The organism is Streptomyces sp. NRRL F-5126, assembly GCF_000721265.1.
GTDB lineage: Bacteria > Actinomycetota > Actinomycetes > Streptomycetales > Streptomycetaceae > Streptomyces.
The window spans coordinates 481,415-496,326 of sequence record NZ_JOFZ01000012.1 but is presented as its reverse complement, the minus strand read 5'-3'; the positions used below and the strand labels follow the sequence as shown (position 1 = coordinate 496,326).

At 71.0% G+C, this 14,912-nt stretch carries 12 protein-coding genes and 1 pseudogene; 7 read left to right on the top strand and 6 right to left on the bottom strand.

Going from position 1 to position 14,912, the window contains the following annotated elements:
- Nucleotides 1–17: 17 nt before the first annotated feature.
- From IH48_RS0127035 to IH48_RS0127025, 3 genes are all read left to right on the top strand, one after another.
- Nucleotides 18–230, top strand: coding sequence for a hypothetical protein (locus IH48_RS0127035; RefSeq protein ID WP_158710356.1), 213 nt, complete (start codon nt 18–20; stop codon nt 228–230).
- Nucleotides 196–1,494 carry an MFS transporter gene (locus IH48_RS0127030; protein WP_078850060.1) on the top strand — a complete coding sequence of 433 codons (1,299 nt, stop codon included), beginning with the start codon at nt 196–198 and terminating at the stop codon, nt 1,492–1,494. Before IH48_RS0127035 ends, IH48_RS0127030 begins: the two co-directional genes overlap by 35 nt.
- 64 nt (nt 1,495–1,558) lie before the next feature.
- On the top strand, nt 1,559–2,353 hold the full coding sequence (locus IH48_RS0127025) for an alpha/beta fold hydrolase (protein ID WP_030910030.1): 795 nt from the start codon (nt 1,559–1,561) through the stop codon (nt 2,351–2,353).
- A 48-nt stretch (nt 2,354–2,401) separates the two neighbouring features.
- Here IH48_RS0127025 and IH48_RS33640 read toward each other — a convergent pair whose 3' ends face one another.
- Complete coding sequence (locus tag IH48_RS33640) at nt 2,402–3,322, bottom strand: helix-turn-helix transcriptional regulator (RefSeq protein WP_030910028.1); 921 nt, start codon at nt 3,320–3,322, stop codon at nt 2,402–2,404.
- A gap of 127 nt (nt 3,323–3,449) precedes the next feature.
- Here IH48_RS33640 and IH48_RS0127015 point away from each other — a divergent pair, with 127 nt between their 5' ends.
- Nucleotides 3,450–4,478: an amidohydrolase family protein gene (locus IH48_RS0127015; protein ID WP_051840641.1), complete on the top strand. Its 1,029-nt coding sequence runs from the start codon at nt 3,450–3,452 to the stop codon at nt 4,476–4,478.
- 26 nt (nt 4,479–4,504) lie between these two features.
- Here the strand turns inward: IH48_RS0127015 and IH48_RS0127010 are convergent, their stop codons facing one another.
- The 4 genes and pseudogenes from IH48_RS0127010 to IH48_RS0126995 form a co-directional block, all read right to left on the bottom strand.
- Nucleotides 4,505–4,921, bottom strand: a complete 417-nt coding sequence (locus IH48_RS0127010; RefSeq protein WP_030910024.1) for a YciI family protein — start codon at nt 4,919–4,921, stop codon at nt 4,505–4,507.
- A 150-nt stretch (nt 4,922–5,071) separates the two neighbouring features.
- Nucleotides 5,072–6,824, bottom strand: a pseudogene (locus tag IH48_RS33635) (acetoacetate--CoA ligase).
- Nucleotides 6,821–7,780 carry a VOC family protein gene (locus IH48_RS0127000; RefSeq protein ID WP_030910022.1) on the bottom strand — a complete coding sequence of 320 codons (960 nt, stop codon included), beginning with the start codon at nt 7,778–7,780 and terminating at the stop codon, nt 6,821–6,823. The pseudogene IH48_RS33635 and the gene IH48_RS0127000 overlap by 4 nt, the downstream one beginning before the upstream one ends.
- A gap of 44 nt (nt 7,781–7,824) precedes the next feature.
- On the bottom strand, nt 7,825–8,685 hold the full coding sequence (locus IH48_RS0126995) for a fumarylacetoacetate hydrolase family protein (RefSeq protein WP_030910020.1): 861 nt from the start codon (nt 8,683–8,685) through the stop codon (nt 7,825–7,827).
- 198 nt (nt 8,686–8,883) lie between these two features.
- Here IH48_RS0126995 and IH48_RS0126990 point away from each other — a divergent pair, with 198 nt between their 5' ends.
- Entirely contained in the window at nt 8,884–9,462 is a 579-nt protein-coding gene (locus IH48_RS0126990) for an NADPH-dependent FMN reductase (RefSeq protein WP_030910018.1), read from the top strand.
- Between the two features lie 50 nt (nt 9,463–9,512).
- On the opposite strand, the gene IH48_RS0126985 is transcribed toward IH48_RS0126990, so the two are convergent.
- On the bottom strand, nt 9,513–12,272 hold the full coding sequence (locus IH48_RS0126985) for a helix-turn-helix transcriptional regulator (protein ID WP_051840638.1): 2,760 nt from the start codon (nt 12,270–12,272) through the stop codon (nt 9,513–9,515).
- 178 nt (nt 12,273–12,450) lie between these two features.
- Between IH48_RS0126985 and IH48_RS0126980 the strand changes: the two genes are divergently transcribed.
- Both IH48_RS0126980 and IH48_RS0126975 read left to right on the top strand, forming a co-directional pair.
- Nucleotides 12,451–13,365 (top strand): MBL fold metallo-hydrolase, encoded by a 915-nt coding sequence (locus IH48_RS0126980; protein ID WP_030909997.1) that lies wholly within the window; start codon nt 12,451–12,453, stop codon nt 13,363–13,365.
- A gap of 23 nt (nt 13,366–13,388) precedes the next feature.
- Nucleotides 13,389–14,876: a carboxylesterase/lipase family protein gene (locus IH48_RS0126975; protein ID WP_030909994.1), complete on the top strand. Its 1,488-nt coding sequence runs from the start codon at nt 13,389–13,391 to the stop codon at nt 14,874–14,876.
- The last annotated feature ends 36 nt before the right edge of the window (nt 14,877–14,912 follow it).

The following is a 14,912-nucleotide window of genomic DNA, read 5'->3' as shown; positions in this document are numbered from 1 at the left end:
CGCTCCTTTTTAACGCAGTGATCACTGCGATGTTCGCGTTCGCCGAGGAACCGGCCTCCGCGGGCATCGACCTCCTGGACGTCACCTCCGGCGTGCTCATGCGCGACGCGGCGGCCCACCCGCCGGCGCGCGCGGTGTTCATGGGACGAGCCCTGCTGCGTGACATCACCGTCAAAGCTATGAAGGGAACGTCAGATGACAACCAGCTACCGTGCCTCCGGGGGCCGTGAGGCCTGGAAGTCTGACGGCGGGAGTGCCCAGCACACACTGTCGGCCCGCGGTTCGCGGCTCGGCCCGGGGAAGGGCGCCTTCGCCGCTGTCGGCGCCGTGTTCATCCTCTTCCTGGCCGCGTCCAGCGCGCCGTCACCGCTCTACGCGGTCTACCAGCAGCAGTGGCACTTCGCCGCATGGGCGCTGACCGTGGTCTTCGCCCTCTACGTGCTCGGTCTGCTCGCGGCACTGCTCACCGTGGGATCGCTGTCGGACCATCTCGGCCGCAGGCCGGTGCTCGCCGCCGCGATCGCACTGGAAGCAGTCGCACTGCTCCTGTTCCTGGTCGCCGGGAACGTGTACGTCCTGTCCGCCGCACGTGTGCTCCAGGGCATCGCGACGGGGGCGGCGACGACCACCCTGAGCGCCATGCTCGTCGATCTCGAGCCGTCACGCGGGCGGGCGGGGGTCGTCACCTCCATCGCACCGCTGGGCGGACTCGCGGCCGGCGCCCTGGGCAGTGGCCTGCTCGTGGAGCTCGCCCCCGCGCCGACCCGGCTGGTCTACGCGCTGCTGCTCGCCGCCATGGCGGCCGCGGCGGTGGCCGTCGCCCGCACGCCCGAGACGTCGCCGCGCAGGCCAGGCGCTGCCGCCTCCCTGCGCCCGCGGGTCGCGATGCCCGCGTACCTGCGCGCGGACTTCGTGCCACTGATACCCGCGGGGGTGGCCGCATGGGCCCTCGCCGGCATGTACCTCTCGCTCGGCCCTTCCGTCGCCGCCCAACTGCTCGGACTGCGCAGCCATCTCATCGGCGGCGTCGTCGTGACGCTGCTGGCGGGCACCGGGGCGCTCGCGATCACCCTGCTCCGTTCCCGGCCCGCCATGTCGTTGCTCGCGCCCTCGTCCGCGGTGCTCGGGCTCGGCACTCTGATATCGCTCGCCGGAGTGATGCAGGATCTCGCCTGGCTCGCTGCTGCCGGCACTGTGGTCGCGGGCCTCGGCTTCGGTGCTTCGGTCCTGGCGACCTTCGGAACCCTGGCCCGTGTCGCGAGGCCGGGAGAGCGCAGCGCCGTCTTCGCCCTGGCGAACGTGATCAACTACCTGGGTAACAGCGTGCCGGCCGTGCTCGGCGGAATCGCCGCCACCACCCTGGGGCTGAGGACGGCGACCGAGATCTACGCGCCGGCCATCGTGGTGATCACGCTCTCCTCCCTCGTCCTGCGCCTGAAGGCGAAGAGGCGCGGCCCGGCCCCGGCAGCCGCACACGGCACCCCGGGCGCCTGAAGCGCCGAGCAGCACCCCGCGCCCAACCGTCCAGCCCCTCACCACCTCGGGCAAGGAGTCCGACATGACCACCAAGAGCAGGAAGAACCTTCAGGTCCAGCGAGCAGGCCACACGACGATCCGGTACACGGCCACCGGCCCGGGCACGGGACCTGCCCTCGTGCTCATCCACGGATGGGGCCTGAACCGGGGCGACTTCGACGCGATCACCGACCACCTGCCGGCCGGCCGACGCGTCCTCGCGATCGACCTCGCCGAGCACGGCGAGTCGCGTTCGACGCGGGACGTCTGGACGATCGAGGAATTCGCCCGGGACGTGGCCGCCGTACTGGAGGCCGAAGCGGTGGACACGGCGATCGTGGCCGGCCACTCCCTCGGTGGAGCGGTCGCCGTCGAGGTCGGCCGGCTGCTTCCTGGCACGGTCTCCCGCGTCGTGGCTCTGGACGCGCTGCACTACATGGGCCTGTTCCCGGCGCAGAGCGCGGAACGGACCGAGGGCATGAGGCGCCTGTTCCGCGAGGACTTCGCCGCGGGGGTGCGCGGCCTGGTCGAAGGCGGCTCGCCGGCCGGGACCGACGAGGCCCTGAAGGACGCCTACTTCGAGAAGATGTCCGCGGTGCGGCAGCCGGCCGGTCTGCGCTCGATCGAGGGGCTGGTGGAGTGGGACATGGACGCGGCACTGGCCGAGACGAAGCAGCCGATCACGGTGTTCGCGATACGAGAGCTGACAGCTCAGGAGGCGATCGACCGCTACGGGGACCGATTCAAGATCGTGCTCATCGACCTGGGCAGCCACCACTTCCCGGTGGAGTCGCCCGAAGGCACCGCCCGGCTCCTGGCAGGCGTGCCGGCCGAATGACGCGCGCCGCCTTCCCGGCGGTGCTCCGGCTACCCGGCGGTGCTCCGGCTACCCGTCGCCACCGGGTGAGAGGCGGGAGGCGGAGCGGAACCCACTGGGCGTCATGCCGGTCCGCTGCCGGAAGAACCCGTTGAAGACGGACGGGTAGGTGAAGCCGACGCTCTCGCTGATCGTCCCCGGCGGCAGGTCGGTGTGCACCAGCAGTCGCTGGGCTTCGAGCAGGACCCGGTCGTCGATGTAGCGTTTCGCGCCGACCCCGACTGCCGCCTTCGTCGCCCGGGTCAGCGTTCGTACGCTGTAGCCAAGCCGGTCCGTGAAGTCCTCGACCCGGTGGGTTCGCGTGAAATCCTCCTCGACGGCCCGGCGAAAGCGGTGGAATGCCTCGCTGCCGGCAGGCTGCGATCGTCCCGAGTCCGCCAGGTGCGCAAGATGCACGACGACGACGGAGACCAGGCCGCGCATCAGCTCCAGCCGGACCGCCACCGGAAATTCCGATACGGCGGAGTACTCGCGCCGCAGCATGTCCATGAATTGGGACAGTTCGGCATGGCGCTCGGGCCCCGGCGTGATCAGCGGATGCGCGGCGCACTCGCCGTCGTGGGCGAGCGCTTCGGGACCGAGGGGCAGGAAGGCGGCTGGAAAAGCGAGCAGCCTGCCCTCGCACGCTTCCGGTCGGGAACGGAAGCGCAGCACCTGCCCCGGCCGAACCCACAACCAACTCCCGGGGTGCACCGTGCAGTTGGTGAAGTCGACGGAGCACGCCAGATCTCCGGCCCGTGCGCAGATTATCAAATGGAATTCCAGTCGCATCGGTCTGGCCAGATCGACGCCATGGCGGCCGGCGCGGGTGAGGAGTTCCTGGAAGTCGATCACCTCGGCTCCCGGTGGGAAACCGGTGCCGGCGTAAAAGGGGACGAGGGGAAACGGAGTCCGTGCGGCGGACGCCTGCGCATGACCGTTTTCATTCATGGAATGCCCGAATATATGAGTCCGGCAGGAGAACGAAGAGATAGGTTGGCAAAAGAACCTGAAGGGCGAACGCACCCGGGCCGAAGTTCCCCGGGCGGCCTTTCACTGTGAAATCAGGAGACGTGCCATGAATTCCGATCCCTCCGCCACCGGGGCACCTGAGCCCGCGGCAGTTCCCGGTGCGCCCGGCATGATCGACGTCCACGCCCACTTCCTCACCGATTCGTACGTCGCCAAGGCACGGGCCGCCGGCCGGGAGTTTCCCGACGGCATCCCCCACTGGCCCGCCTGGAGCGCGGAGGCGCACCTTGAGCTGATGGACCGCAGTGGGATCGCCACCGCGATGCTCTCGACGTCCTCGCCCGGTGTCCACTTCGGCGACGACCGGGCGGCACGCGATCTGGCCCGTGAGGTCAACGAGTTCGGTGCCGGGGTGGTGCGGGCTCATCCGCGGCGGTTCGGGCTGTTCGCCAGCCTGCCGCTGCCTGACGTCGAGGGCGCACTGGCGGAGATCGACTACGCCTACGACACCCTCGGTGCCGACGGTGTGATCCTGATGACGAACACTCAGGGCGTCTACCTCGGCAACCCCGTGCTGGAGCCGGTCTTCGCCGAACTCGACCGGCGCAACGCGGTGGTGTTCCTGCACCCCACCTCACCGGTCTGCTGGGAGCAGTCCGCTCTCGGCCGCCCCCGCCCGATGATCGAGTTCATCTTCGACACGGCCCGTACGGTCACCGACCTGCTTCTCGCCGGCACCCTGGCCAGGTACCCGAACCTGAAGGTCGTCGTGCCGCACTGCGGAGGGGCCCTGCCGGTGCTGGCCGACCGCGTCAACCTGGTCACGCAGTTGTTCCCGGCGGACGACGGATCGCAGGGGCCCGACGCACTCGCGGCCCTGCGCCGGCTGTACTACGACACCGCCGGCACGCCCTTTCCCCGGCAGGTCCCCGCCCTGATGAGCCTGGCGGACCCGGAACGGGTGCTGTACGGCAGCGACTACTGCTGGACGCCTGCCCACGCTGCCGCACAGCACACCGCCTCGTTCGACACCGCACCCGATCCGGTCGAGGGAACCAACTGGCGCCGCCTGACCACCGCCAATGCCCAGCGCCTGATCCCGCGGCTCACCGATCGGCCCCCGGCGCAACGCTGACCGGCTCGGCCGGGCCGGGGACGGCCTCACTCCAGGTGGAGATCACCGCGCGAGTAGCGGACACGGACCGAAAGGGAGCCCTCGTTCAGCATCCACGCCCGGACCTCGAAGCTGCGTGCACCGCTCGCGTGCATCGGGTCCTGCTCCGCCAATGCGATCGCGGCCGCCAGCGACGGGGCACGGTAGACGAACAGCCCTGCACCGTCCCACCTGGAGCCGTCCGTGGAGGACAGCGGGCCGGCGGCGAACATCACCCCCTCCTCTTCGAGCTTGGCCTGGTAGGCGAGGTGGGGGTCGAGGTTGGCGGTGATCGGGCCGAATCCGGCCGTGGGAGTGGAGATCACGGCGAAGAGCTGCTTGGCCAGCAGGCCCTTCTGCTCGGACAAGTCACGAAGGGCGTTCCAGCTGAGAGGTTGCTGCTCGGGGGCCGTGGGGTTGGTCATGGTCGAATTCCCTTCGGTCGGTTCATCGTCGGTGCGGTCGGCGGAACTCCGGGGAGGTCCGCGGGAAGACGGTGTGCGGCGCCCGGGAGGACAGGGCAAGAGCGCCGCACACCTGCTCGGGGGAGCGGACGGCCGGGCCCGGTGGCCCGATCAGGTGGTCGGGGTCGGAGCGAAACGGGTGAAGTACTCCAGGGCCGCGGGGTCGTCGACAGCTTCGCGGCCCGCTACCTGGTGCGGGGGAGCTCCTTGCAGCAGCCGCTTGACGGGCACCTCCAGCTTCTTGCCCGTACGGGTGTGGGGCAGAGCGGGCACCGCGATGATCGTGTCGGGGACATGGCGGGGCGAGGCCCTGGTCCGGATCGCGGAGGTGATCTCGGCCCGGAGCGCGTCGGTGAGGGTGCGTCCGGGCTCCATGACGACGAACAGCGGCATCCAGTAGCCGCCGTCGGGCAGTTCCGCGCCGATGACGAGGCTCTCCAGGACACCGGGCAGGTCGTCGAGGGCGGCATAGATGTCGGCGCTGCCCAGGCGGACGCCGTGTCGGTTGAGCGTGGAGTCGGAGCGGCCGGAGACGATGACACTGCCGCGAGGAGTGGGGGTCATCCAGTCGCCGTGCCGCCACACTCCCGGATACGTGCCGAAGTAGGCGTCGCGGTAGCGGGAGCCGTCCGGGTCGTTCCAGAAGTACAGCGGCATCGACGGCATGGGGCGGGTGACGACGAGTTCCCCCGTGTCGTGCCCGGAGGGATGCCCGTCGGCTCCGTACGCGCTCAGGGCGACACCCAGCATGGGCGCCGAGATCTCGCCGGGCCAGACGGGGGTGGTGGGGGCGCTGCCGGCGAAGCCGCTGACGGGTGGGGCTGCCGTCGTAGAGGACGATGGTCGCGCCCACGAGCAGGCCCGAGACGACCATGTTCCACATCATCCAGTTCGTCGTGGTGTGCCAGAGGAAGCGGTCGCCCGGGCGCAGGTCGAGGTGGAGGCCCAGGAGCTTGTGGTGGTCGAGGAGCACGCCGCCGTGGCCGTGGACGATGCCCTTGGGGGTGCCGGTCGTGCCGGAGGAGAACAGCACCCACAGCGGGGCGTCGAAGGGCAGCTCCTCGAACGACGGCTCCGCGGGCCCGGCGGTCGCCCGGCTCCAGGAGACGGCGCGGTCCTCGTCGGGCAGCGGCAGCCCCAGGTTGGGTACGGACACGGTGACGCGCACCGTCGGCAGAGCCCTGCGGAGCTCGTCGACCTCCGCCCGCCGGTCGTGCTCCTTGCCGTTCCAGCGGTAGCCGTCGGCGGCGACGAGCACGACGGGTTCGAGCTGGGCGAAGCGCCCCGCCGCGCCCGAGGCGCCGTAGTCCTGGGCGCAGGCCGACCAGATGGCGCCGATGCCGGCCGAGGCGAGGAAGGCGACGACGGCGTGGACGGTGTTGGGCAGGTAGCCCACCACCCGGTCTCCCGCGGTGACTCCCTGCTCGCGCAGCCAGCCGGACAAGGCGCCGACCTGGTCGCGCAGCTCCTGCCAGGTGGTGACGGTCGTGGTGCCGTCCTCGCCGACGGAGATCACGGCTTCCCGCATGCCGTCCCGGGCGCGCAGGGCGTGTTCGGCGTAGTTGAGGCGGGCGCCGGGAAACCAGCGGGTCCCCGGCATGGGGGCGTCGTCCAGCACCTGCCCCCGGGCACCGGTGGTCCGGATGTCGAAGAACTCGGCGACGGCCGCCCAGAAGCCGGCGAGGTCCTCGGTCGACCACTTCCACAGTGACTGGTAGTCGGGATGGGCGGTGCCGGTCTTCCTGGCAACGAACTCGGCGAACTCGGTGATGCGCGGCTTGCGGTCGGGGGACGGCGCGGGGCGCCAGATCGGCTCCACCTGTTCCGCGGCCGCCCGCGGGGGATGGGACACGGCCTTCCTCATCCCTGCGGGCTGTGTGCGCCGGTCATCAGCGCGGCCAGGTCGTCGGGTGCCAGGAACGACGGCGGCATGGGAGGCCCCCACGCGTACAGCGACTGGACGCCCTCGAAGACGCCCGGCTTCCACAGCGCGTCGTCGACGATGCAGTCGAGGTCGGAGTAGTACTCGGAGAAGTTGCCCGCCGGGTCCTTGAGGTACCAGAAGAAGTTGGAGCCGATGTAGTGGCGTCCAAGACCCCAGGTGTGCCGGTCGGGGTCGGCCGCCAGCATGGCGGTCGCGCCTCGCCCGATCTCGTCGACGTCGTCGACCTGCCAGGACGTGTGGTGCAAAAACGCGACAGGGGCCTGGTGCACCAGCACGTTGTGATGGTCGCTGGAACAGCGCATGAACGCCCCCTGGTCCTTCACGGAGTCGCTCACCTTGAAGCCGATGCCCTGCTCGAAGAATCGCTGCGACGCCTCATGGTCGGTGGAGCCCAGGACCACGTGCCCGAGCTTGCGCGGCCGGACCGGCCCCTCACGCAGGATGCCCGGGGCACGCTCCTGCAGACGCCCGTCCACGCCCGGCACGTTGTAGGCGGGCAGCCGGGCGGGCCGCTGCTCGTAGCGCGGGGCGATTTCCACGCGGACCAGGACCTCGGTGCCCAGGTCGACGGCCGACACGGCGGTGGGGGTGCGCTCGATCGGCACTCCCAGCCTCATCAGCGCGGAGGCGACGCGGTCGAGGTCGTCGGGGTGGTCCGCGCCGACACCGAGTTCGACCAGACGCCGGCGTGCCGAGTGCACGATGCGAAGCTGTTCACCGCCGTCCACGGTCGACAGCACAGGGGACGGCCGGGAGCGCGGCGCGGTGGGAGCGGGCTCGGCGCCGGGCGTCAGACCGAACTCTCTGTAGTACGCGGCCGTCCGCTCGACGTCGGGCACGCCCATGACGACCTGGGTCAGGCGATGCAATGACATGGATACGGCTCCTTCCGAATCGGTGTGGGATTCCTGGGCGCGGGTCAGGCAGCGACCATCGGGTTGCGCAGCGTGCCGATTCCCTCGATCCACGTGACGAGCACGTCGCCAGGGGCCAGGGACCTCTGCGGACTGCGCCCCATTCCGACACCGGCCGGGGTGCCGGTGAAGATCAGGTCTCCGGGCAGCAGGGGGCACACCGCCGACAGCCGTGCCACCAGCTCGGGCACGCCGAAGATCATGCTGGAGGTGCGGCCCTTCTGCAGGACCTCGCCGCCTTCGAGCATGCAGCCAAGTTCCAGATCGCCGGGGTCGGTGAACTCGTCGATGCTGACCAGCTCGGGACCTACGGGCCCGAAACCGGGGTAGGACTTGCCGAGGGAGAACTGCGGCGCCGGCCCCGCCAGCTGCAGCCGCCGTTCGGACAGATCCTGTCCGACGGTCAGCCCGGCCACGTAGGACCAGGCGGTCTCCCTGGTCGCGTGGTCGCAGTGGCGGCCGATGACAGCGACCAGTTCAGCTTCCCAGTCCACCATGCCATCCGGCAATGCCACCGCTGCCCCGTGCCCGGTCAGCGATGTGGCGAACTTCGTGAAGACAGCCGGCTCCTCGGGGATCCGGAAGCCCGATTCGGCCACATGATCGCGGTAGTTGAGGCCGATCGCGAAAATCTGTGACGGGCGGGGCACAGGAGGTCCCCAGACGGCTTCCGTACCGGTCCGCACACGTGCCTTGTCCGCGACGCGGCTCGCGCCCGTCTCCTGGGCCCAGGCGGTGAGATCGTCCCAGCGGGCGAAGGCTTCCTGCGGATCGGATCCGAAACGGCCCTCGCTCGCGACCTCGACATCCACGTAGCCACCGGAGTCCTTGAGAGCCAGTCGCCCGTTGAGGTTCGCCACCCGCATGTGCGTCTCCTGTGTGTCTCGCGTTCGGTGTCTGTGCCCAGCCTCGACCTTGGAGTAGCGCCAGCGCAACAGATTAACGATTATTTTTTACTTTCTCGTTTTTACGCTAGTCTGCTCGTCACACTGCGTGGCGGACTCCACAGGCCTGCCGCATACGCGAGTGTCCGTGCGCATCCGGGACCCAAGAGGGGTACAAACATGACGAAGCTCGAGATAATCGTGGCCAGCACCCGGCCCGGCCGCGTCGGCCCCGCCGTCGGCGGCTGGGTCGAGGACGTCGCCGTGCGTCACGGCGGCTGCACCGAGGTCGAACTCGTCGACCTGGCCGCGTGGAACCTGCCGTTCATGAACGAGCCGAACCACCCGCGACTGGGCCAGTACACGCACCAGCACACCCGCGACTGGAGCGCGAAGATCAGCGAAGCCGATGCCTTCGTGTTCGTCATGCCCGAGTACAACTTCGGCTACAACGCCGAACTCAAGAACGCGATCGACTACCTCCACGGGGAGTGGCAGTACAAGCCGGTCGGGCTGGTCAGCTACGGGGGCGTCTCCGCGGGCACGCGCGCTGCCCAGATGATCAAGCAGGTCGTCACCACCCTGAAGATGACACCGCTTCCCGAGGCCGTGTCGATCCCCTTCGTAGGACAGTTCGTCAACGGGGACGAACTCACACCGAACGACGTGATGGACTCCGCCGCCAAGACCATGCTCGACGAACTCGTCCGGTTCGCCTCGGCGCTCGCACCGCTGCGCACGGCCGCCCCGGCCGAGTAGCGCGGTCGCCCCGATCCGGCTTCCCGGTACGACCGTGTCCCGGTGGTGTGTCAGCCCCCGACGAGGTCGCGCAGCTGGGAACGGGCGGTGACGCCCAGCTTGGGGAAGCTGCGGTAGAGGTGCGAGCCGACCGTGCGCGGGGAGAGGAAGAGCTTCTCGCCGATCTCGCGGTTGGTCAGCCCCCGGGCGGCGAGCCGGACGATCTGCTGCTGTTGCGGGGAAAGGCCGAGGAGCGCGTCGGGCGCCGCGTCCGTGACGTCGAGGCCGGCGGCCCGCGATTCGGCCCTGGCCCGCTCGATCCACGGCCGGGCGCCCAGACGGCCGAAGGTCTCCAGGGCCTCGGTGAGCGGCTCACGCGCCTCCGCGATGCGCCGACGGCGCCGCAGCCACTCGGCGAGGTCGAGCTGGGCCTGTGCGTGCTCGAACGGCCAGTATTCCAGCACCGGGTCCGCCAGAGCCGCCCGGAAGTGCGGTTCGGCGTCCTCGGGTTCCGCCAGCAGCCCACGGGCCCGGCTGATCAGCGCACGCAGACGAGGTGAGGCGTTGTCCGCCAGTTCGGACGACGCCCGCTCGACGATCGCGGCAGCCTCCTCGCGGTGGCCGCAGCGCACGGCGGCGGCCGCCAGATCCGCGATGGCCGGGTAGGAGGCGTGGTAGTGCACAGGCGCGCCATCCGCCGTGAACGCCCTGCGCAGCCGGCCGTACGCGATCTCGTAGGCGCCTTCCGCGGCCGCCGCGGCACCGAGCGCACGGCGCGCGTAGACGGCGACCGAGCGGCTCTCCAGCGGATCGATCAGCATGAGCGCGTCCTCGGCCCGGCTGACGGCCGCGGACGTATGGCCCTGGAAGGCGAGCACGGTGGCCTCCACACTGATCGCACAGGCCACGGCGTGGTCGAGGCCTGCCGCGTGGCCGACCTCGGCGGTGCGGGCACAGGCCTCACGGGCCCGTTCCCACTGCCCCCGCTCCACGTAGGCCCAGGAGACGGCCCCGCCCAGCCCCTCGGGGAGCGTTCCGCTCAGCTCCCAGCGGTCGAAGGCCCTGTCGAACGCGCGGACCGCCCAGGGGGTCTCGTCCAGCAGCCAGGCCATGATCCCGAAGGGGACGAGCCACTCCGGCCTGGCCTGTGCCGCGCCGGACAAGCGTGGGAGCAGCGACGCGACCTCGGCCCGGCTGTTCCATGGGTCCGAGACGGCCCTCGCCCAGGCGCGAAGGCCCTCCTGCGAGGCGTCCGCGGGGAGGCGCCCCAGGATGTCCAGGACACGGCGGCGCTGGGTTTCCTCTCCGGAGTAGAAGCAGACCACGGCCGAGGAGGCCACGAGGTCGAGTCCGGCGGCCGGCCGGGAGGGCGCCAGCCGCTCCGCGGTGTCGGTCAGCCGGGAGAACACCGTCGTATGGCGCGCGGTCAGGGCCGCCAGCCGCCCGGCCTGGACGGCGGCCGAAGCGGTGATGGCCGCGTCATCCGTGCGCCCCCGGGCCGCGGCGGCCAGCTCCTCGACCCATGCGATGTCTCCGGTGAACACGGCTGCCGCGGCGGCTTCGACCAGGAGCCGCGCACTGTCCTCGCGCCGGGGTGAGAGTTCCGCTGCCCGCTGCAGGGCCCGCGCCGCCGCCGCATGGCCGCCCCGGCGGCGGGCCCGGCCGGCGGTACGTTCCAGCTCGGCCGACACGGCCGCGTCCGGCTGCCGGCAGGCTGCGGCGAGATGCCAGGCACGCCGGTCGGGTGCGTCCCGCAGCATGGCGCCCAGCGCGATGTGCGCCTCGCGCTGCGCCGCCGGGGACGCGGCGTGATACACGGCGGAACGGACCAAGGGGTGGCGGAAGCGCACGCCCCGGCCGGTCCGCAGGACCAGCCCGGCTCGCTCGGCCGGCAGCCAGGTTGATTCCCCGGCGCGCGGCAGTCCCGCCGCCGCGGCCGTCGTGGCGTCGGTGCTGTCCATGGCGGCGAGGAGCAGCAAAGCCCGCGCGGTGGCGTCGGGGAGGCCGCTCGAACGGTCGGCGAAGATCTTCTCCAGCCGCTCGGTGAGCGGAAGCGGGCCGGTTGACGGAGAACCCGCGGTTACGTGCGCGGTGGCCGTACTCGCCAGTTCCACCAGAGCCAGCGGATTGCCACCCGCCTGGTCGAGGACGAGCGCTCTCGCGCGGCCGGTGGGGCTCGCCGGCTGAAGGTCGAGCAACCGGCCGGCCGCGGCGGCGCCGAGCGGTGCGAGTGTCAGTGCCGGCACCTGACGGCCGAAGCCGGGAAGGTGATCACCGGCACGGACCCCGATCAGCACGGTGACCGGTTCACCCGCCAGCCGTCTCGCGGCGAAGGACAGCGCGTCAAGGGAGGCACGGTCGAACCACTGCGCGTCGTCCAGCACCACGACCACCCGACCGCGCTCGGCCAGGCCGGAAAGCAGAGACAGGACGGCGACCCCGACCAGCATGGGCCTCGGCTCCGACGTGGCCGGCCCCTCGCCGAAGGCGTCCCGCACCGCGGCGCGCTGCCTCCCGGGCAGGCCGTCGACCTCGGCGTGCACCGGCCCGAGCAGCTGGTGCAACGCGGAATACGCCAACCTCGACTCCGACTCGCTCCCCTCGGCACGCAGCACGCGGGCACCGCCGTCCTCGGCCCGGCGTGCCGCACGCTCAAGCAGCGTGCTCTTCCCCGTGCCCACGTCACCCGCCAGCATCAGCACCGGGTCGGCCGGCACCGAGTCCACCGCACGGGACAGCCACGCCAGCTCCGCGTCCCGGCCGACGATCAACTCCCCCTGGTCACGGCCCGGTCCCACGGCCGGCTCGCGCCCGCCCCGCCGCACATCCACGCAGTCTCCCGTAACCGTGGCTCACGGCCGGAGCCGCCTTGCCCTTGACCGTCCAGGCTACAAGCAGCCCGGCACCGTGGCCGGGCCCCGTGCGCGGGTGCAGTCATGTTGCGGATACCGCGGGTGTCCAGCCCGCTCCTACAGTCACAAGAAATCTCCGAATTGCCAAGGATTCCTCATGGAAGAAATGAAGCTGGGTGACGTCTCCGTTACGCGCGTATGGGAATACTTCGGCTCTGTCGAAATGACGCCGGAAACTTTCTTCCCGGAAGTTCCCAGGAAAGTGTGGGACGACGGATCCCCCTGGCTGACCCCGTATTTTCTGGATTCCGGCACCAATCTCGTGAATTCCGCGATCCAGACCTGGGTGCTGCGCAGCGAGGGCAGGACCATCCTCGTGGACACGGGGGTCGGCAACCACAAGGACCGTCCGTACGCGCCGGTCTGGAACCGTCTCGAGACGGGTTTCCTGGCCAATCTCGCGCGTGCGGGCGTCTCGCCCGAGGACGTCGACATCGTGATCAACACGCACCTTCACATCGACCACGTCGGCTGGAACACCTACCTGGACGGTCGGCAGTGGGTGCCCACTTTTCCCAACGCCACGTACCTGATGCCGAAGGACGACTTCGATTTCTGGAACCCTGAGAACGGCCATGAGCCGCTGCTCGGCCGGGGCAACCAGAATGTCTTCGAGGACAGCGTGGCGCCGGTGCACCGGGCCGGCCGGACGCTGCTGTGGGAGAACAGCCACCAGATCGACGCCGGCCTCCGCCTGGAGACGGCTCCGGGACACACCCCTGGTTCCTCCGTGCTGACACTCACCTCGGGCACGGACCGCGCGGTGTTCGTCGGCGACATGCTGCACAGCCCGGTACAGATCGTCGAGCCCGACGCCAACAGCTGCTTCTGCGAGGACCCCAGGGGCGCGCGGGCCACCCGCCGCAGAGTCCTGGGCTGGGCGGCCGACAACAACGCACTGGTGATCCCCGCGCACCTGGGCGGCCACGGCGCCGCCGAGGTGGCCCGCGAGGGAGACGGGTTCGCCCTGAAGGGCTGGGCCCCCTTCGCCCCGTACTCCGAGCAGGCCTGAGCCCCCGCGGAAAGGCACGAGACATGAGCAACCACCCGCAGCCTGTCGTGACCACCGCGCAAGGAGCCGTCCGCGGTCTGCGCCGGGGCGGCATCACCACCTTCCTGAACATCCCCTACGCCGCCCCGCCCCGCGGCGCCGGCCGGTTCGAGCCACCGCGACCGCACGAGCGCTGGGACGGCGTACGGGACGCGACCGCGCCGGGACCCAACGCGCCGCAGTCGGAGCGCCGGCTCGGCAGCGTCGACATGTCTCCGTACTTCGGTACGGGCTGGATCCCCGGCGAGGACTACCTCACGGTCAACGTCCGGGCACCCGAGGGCGGCCGCGATCTGCCCGTCATGGTGTTCGTCCACGGTGGCGGATTCGTCGCCGGATCGACGCGGGCCGCGCTGTACGACGGCTCCGGCTTCGCCCGGGACGGCGTCGTCCTCGTCACTCTCAACTACCGGCTCGGCATTGCCGGGTTCCTCGACCTCCCCGGAGCCCCGGCCAACCGCGGCCTGCTCGATGTCGTCGCCGCCCTGCGCTGGGTCGGGGAGAACATCTCCTCTTTCGGCGGCGACCCGCGCCGTGTCACCCTCTTCGGCCAGTCGGCGGGGGCGACCATCGTCGGCGGCGTACTCGCCGCCCCTGGGGCCAGGGGCCTCTTCCGGCGGGCCATCGTCCAAAGCGGCAGTGGACTGGGCGCGTTCACCTCCGAGCAGGCCGCCCGCGTCACCCGGGCCGCGGCCCGGGTGCTGGGCGTCGAGCCGCACGCCGGATCCTTCGCGGACATCCCCGACGACCGCCTGGTCGAGGCCGCGTCCCGGCTCGGGGGCATCGACCTGCGGACCGAAACGCACTACGACCCGCTGATCGGGCTCAGCCCCTTCAGCCTTGTCCTCGACAGGCAGCCCGCCGAGTCCGTCGCCGCGGGCCTGGGCAACGACGCCGACCTGCTCATCGGCACCAACACCGAGGAGGGACACCTGTATCTCGTCCCGGTGGGCACGTACGACACCTCGACGGCCCGTGACGTCGACGACGCGGCGGCGCGCTCGCACCCGGACCCCGCGCGACTCGTCGAGGCGTACCGCAAGGCGCGCCCCGGCGCGTCCCTCGGCGAGCTGCGCTCCGCCGTCATGGGCGGCGCACTCTTCGGCGCGGGCAGCTGGGCCTTGGCGGACGCGCATGCCGCCCGCCCTGGATCCGGCACCTATGCCTATGAGTTCTCGTGGCGCTCCCGCGCCCTGGACGGACGGCTCGGCGCCACCCACGCGGTCGAACTGCCCTTCGTCTTCGACGTCGCCGACTTGCCGCGGCTGCGCGGGCCCGCCGCGCTGCTCGGCCCCGAGGAGCCCCCGGCGGATCTCGCCGGCCGTATGCACGCGGCATGGGTCCGGTTCGCCAGGACGGGCAACCCCGGCTGGGACCCTTACGACGGCGAGCGTCGCGCCACGATGCGCATCGGGACCGAGTGGGCACAGGTCGACGACCCCGGCGGCCGGGAGCGGCAGGCCTGGCTCTGACCGTACGGCGACTGTTGCCCGGCCGGGCGCGGCGTC

Bases quoted from the DNA above. Each gene is read 5' to 3' on its own strand.
- IH48_RS0127030 (WP_078850060.1), top strand. From the start codon at position 196: ATGACAACCAGCTACCGTGCCTCCGGGGGCCGTGAGGCCTGGAAGTCT.
- IH48_RS0127025 (WP_030910030.1), top strand. From the start codon at position 1,559: ATGACCACCAAGAGCAGGAAGAACCTTCAGGTCCAGCGAGCAGGCCAC.
- IH48_RS33640 (WP_030910028.1), bottom strand. From the start codon at position 3,322: ATGAATGAAAACGGTCATGCGCAGGCGTCCGCCGCACGGACTCCGTTT.
- IH48_RS0127015 (WP_051840641.1), top strand. From the start codon at position 3,450: ATGAATTCCGATCCCTCCGCCACCGGGGCACCTGAGCCCGCGGCAGTT.
- IH48_RS0127010 (WP_030910024.1), bottom strand. From the start codon at position 4,921: ATGACCAACCCCACGGCCCCCGAGCAGCAACCTCTCAGCTGGAACGCC.
- IH48_RS0127000 (WP_030910022.1), bottom strand. From the start codon at position 7,780: ATGTCATTGCATCGCCTGACCCAGGTCGTCATGGGCGTGCCCGACGTC.
- IH48_RS0126995 (WP_030910020.1), bottom strand. From the start codon at position 8,685: ATGCGGGTGGCGAACCTCAACGGGCGACTGGCTCTCAAGGACTCCGGT.
- IH48_RS0126990 (WP_030910018.1), top strand. From the start codon at position 8,884: ATGACGAAGCTCGAGATAATCGTGGCCAGCACCCGGCCCGGCCGCGTC.
- IH48_RS0126980 (WP_030909997.1), top strand. From the start codon at position 12,451: ATGGAAGAAATGAAGCTGGGTGACGTCTCCGTTACGCGCGTATGGGAA.
- IH48_RS0126975 (WP_030909994.1), top strand. From the start codon at position 13,389: ATGAGCAACCACCCGCAGCCTGTCGTGACCACCGCGCAAGGAGCCGTC.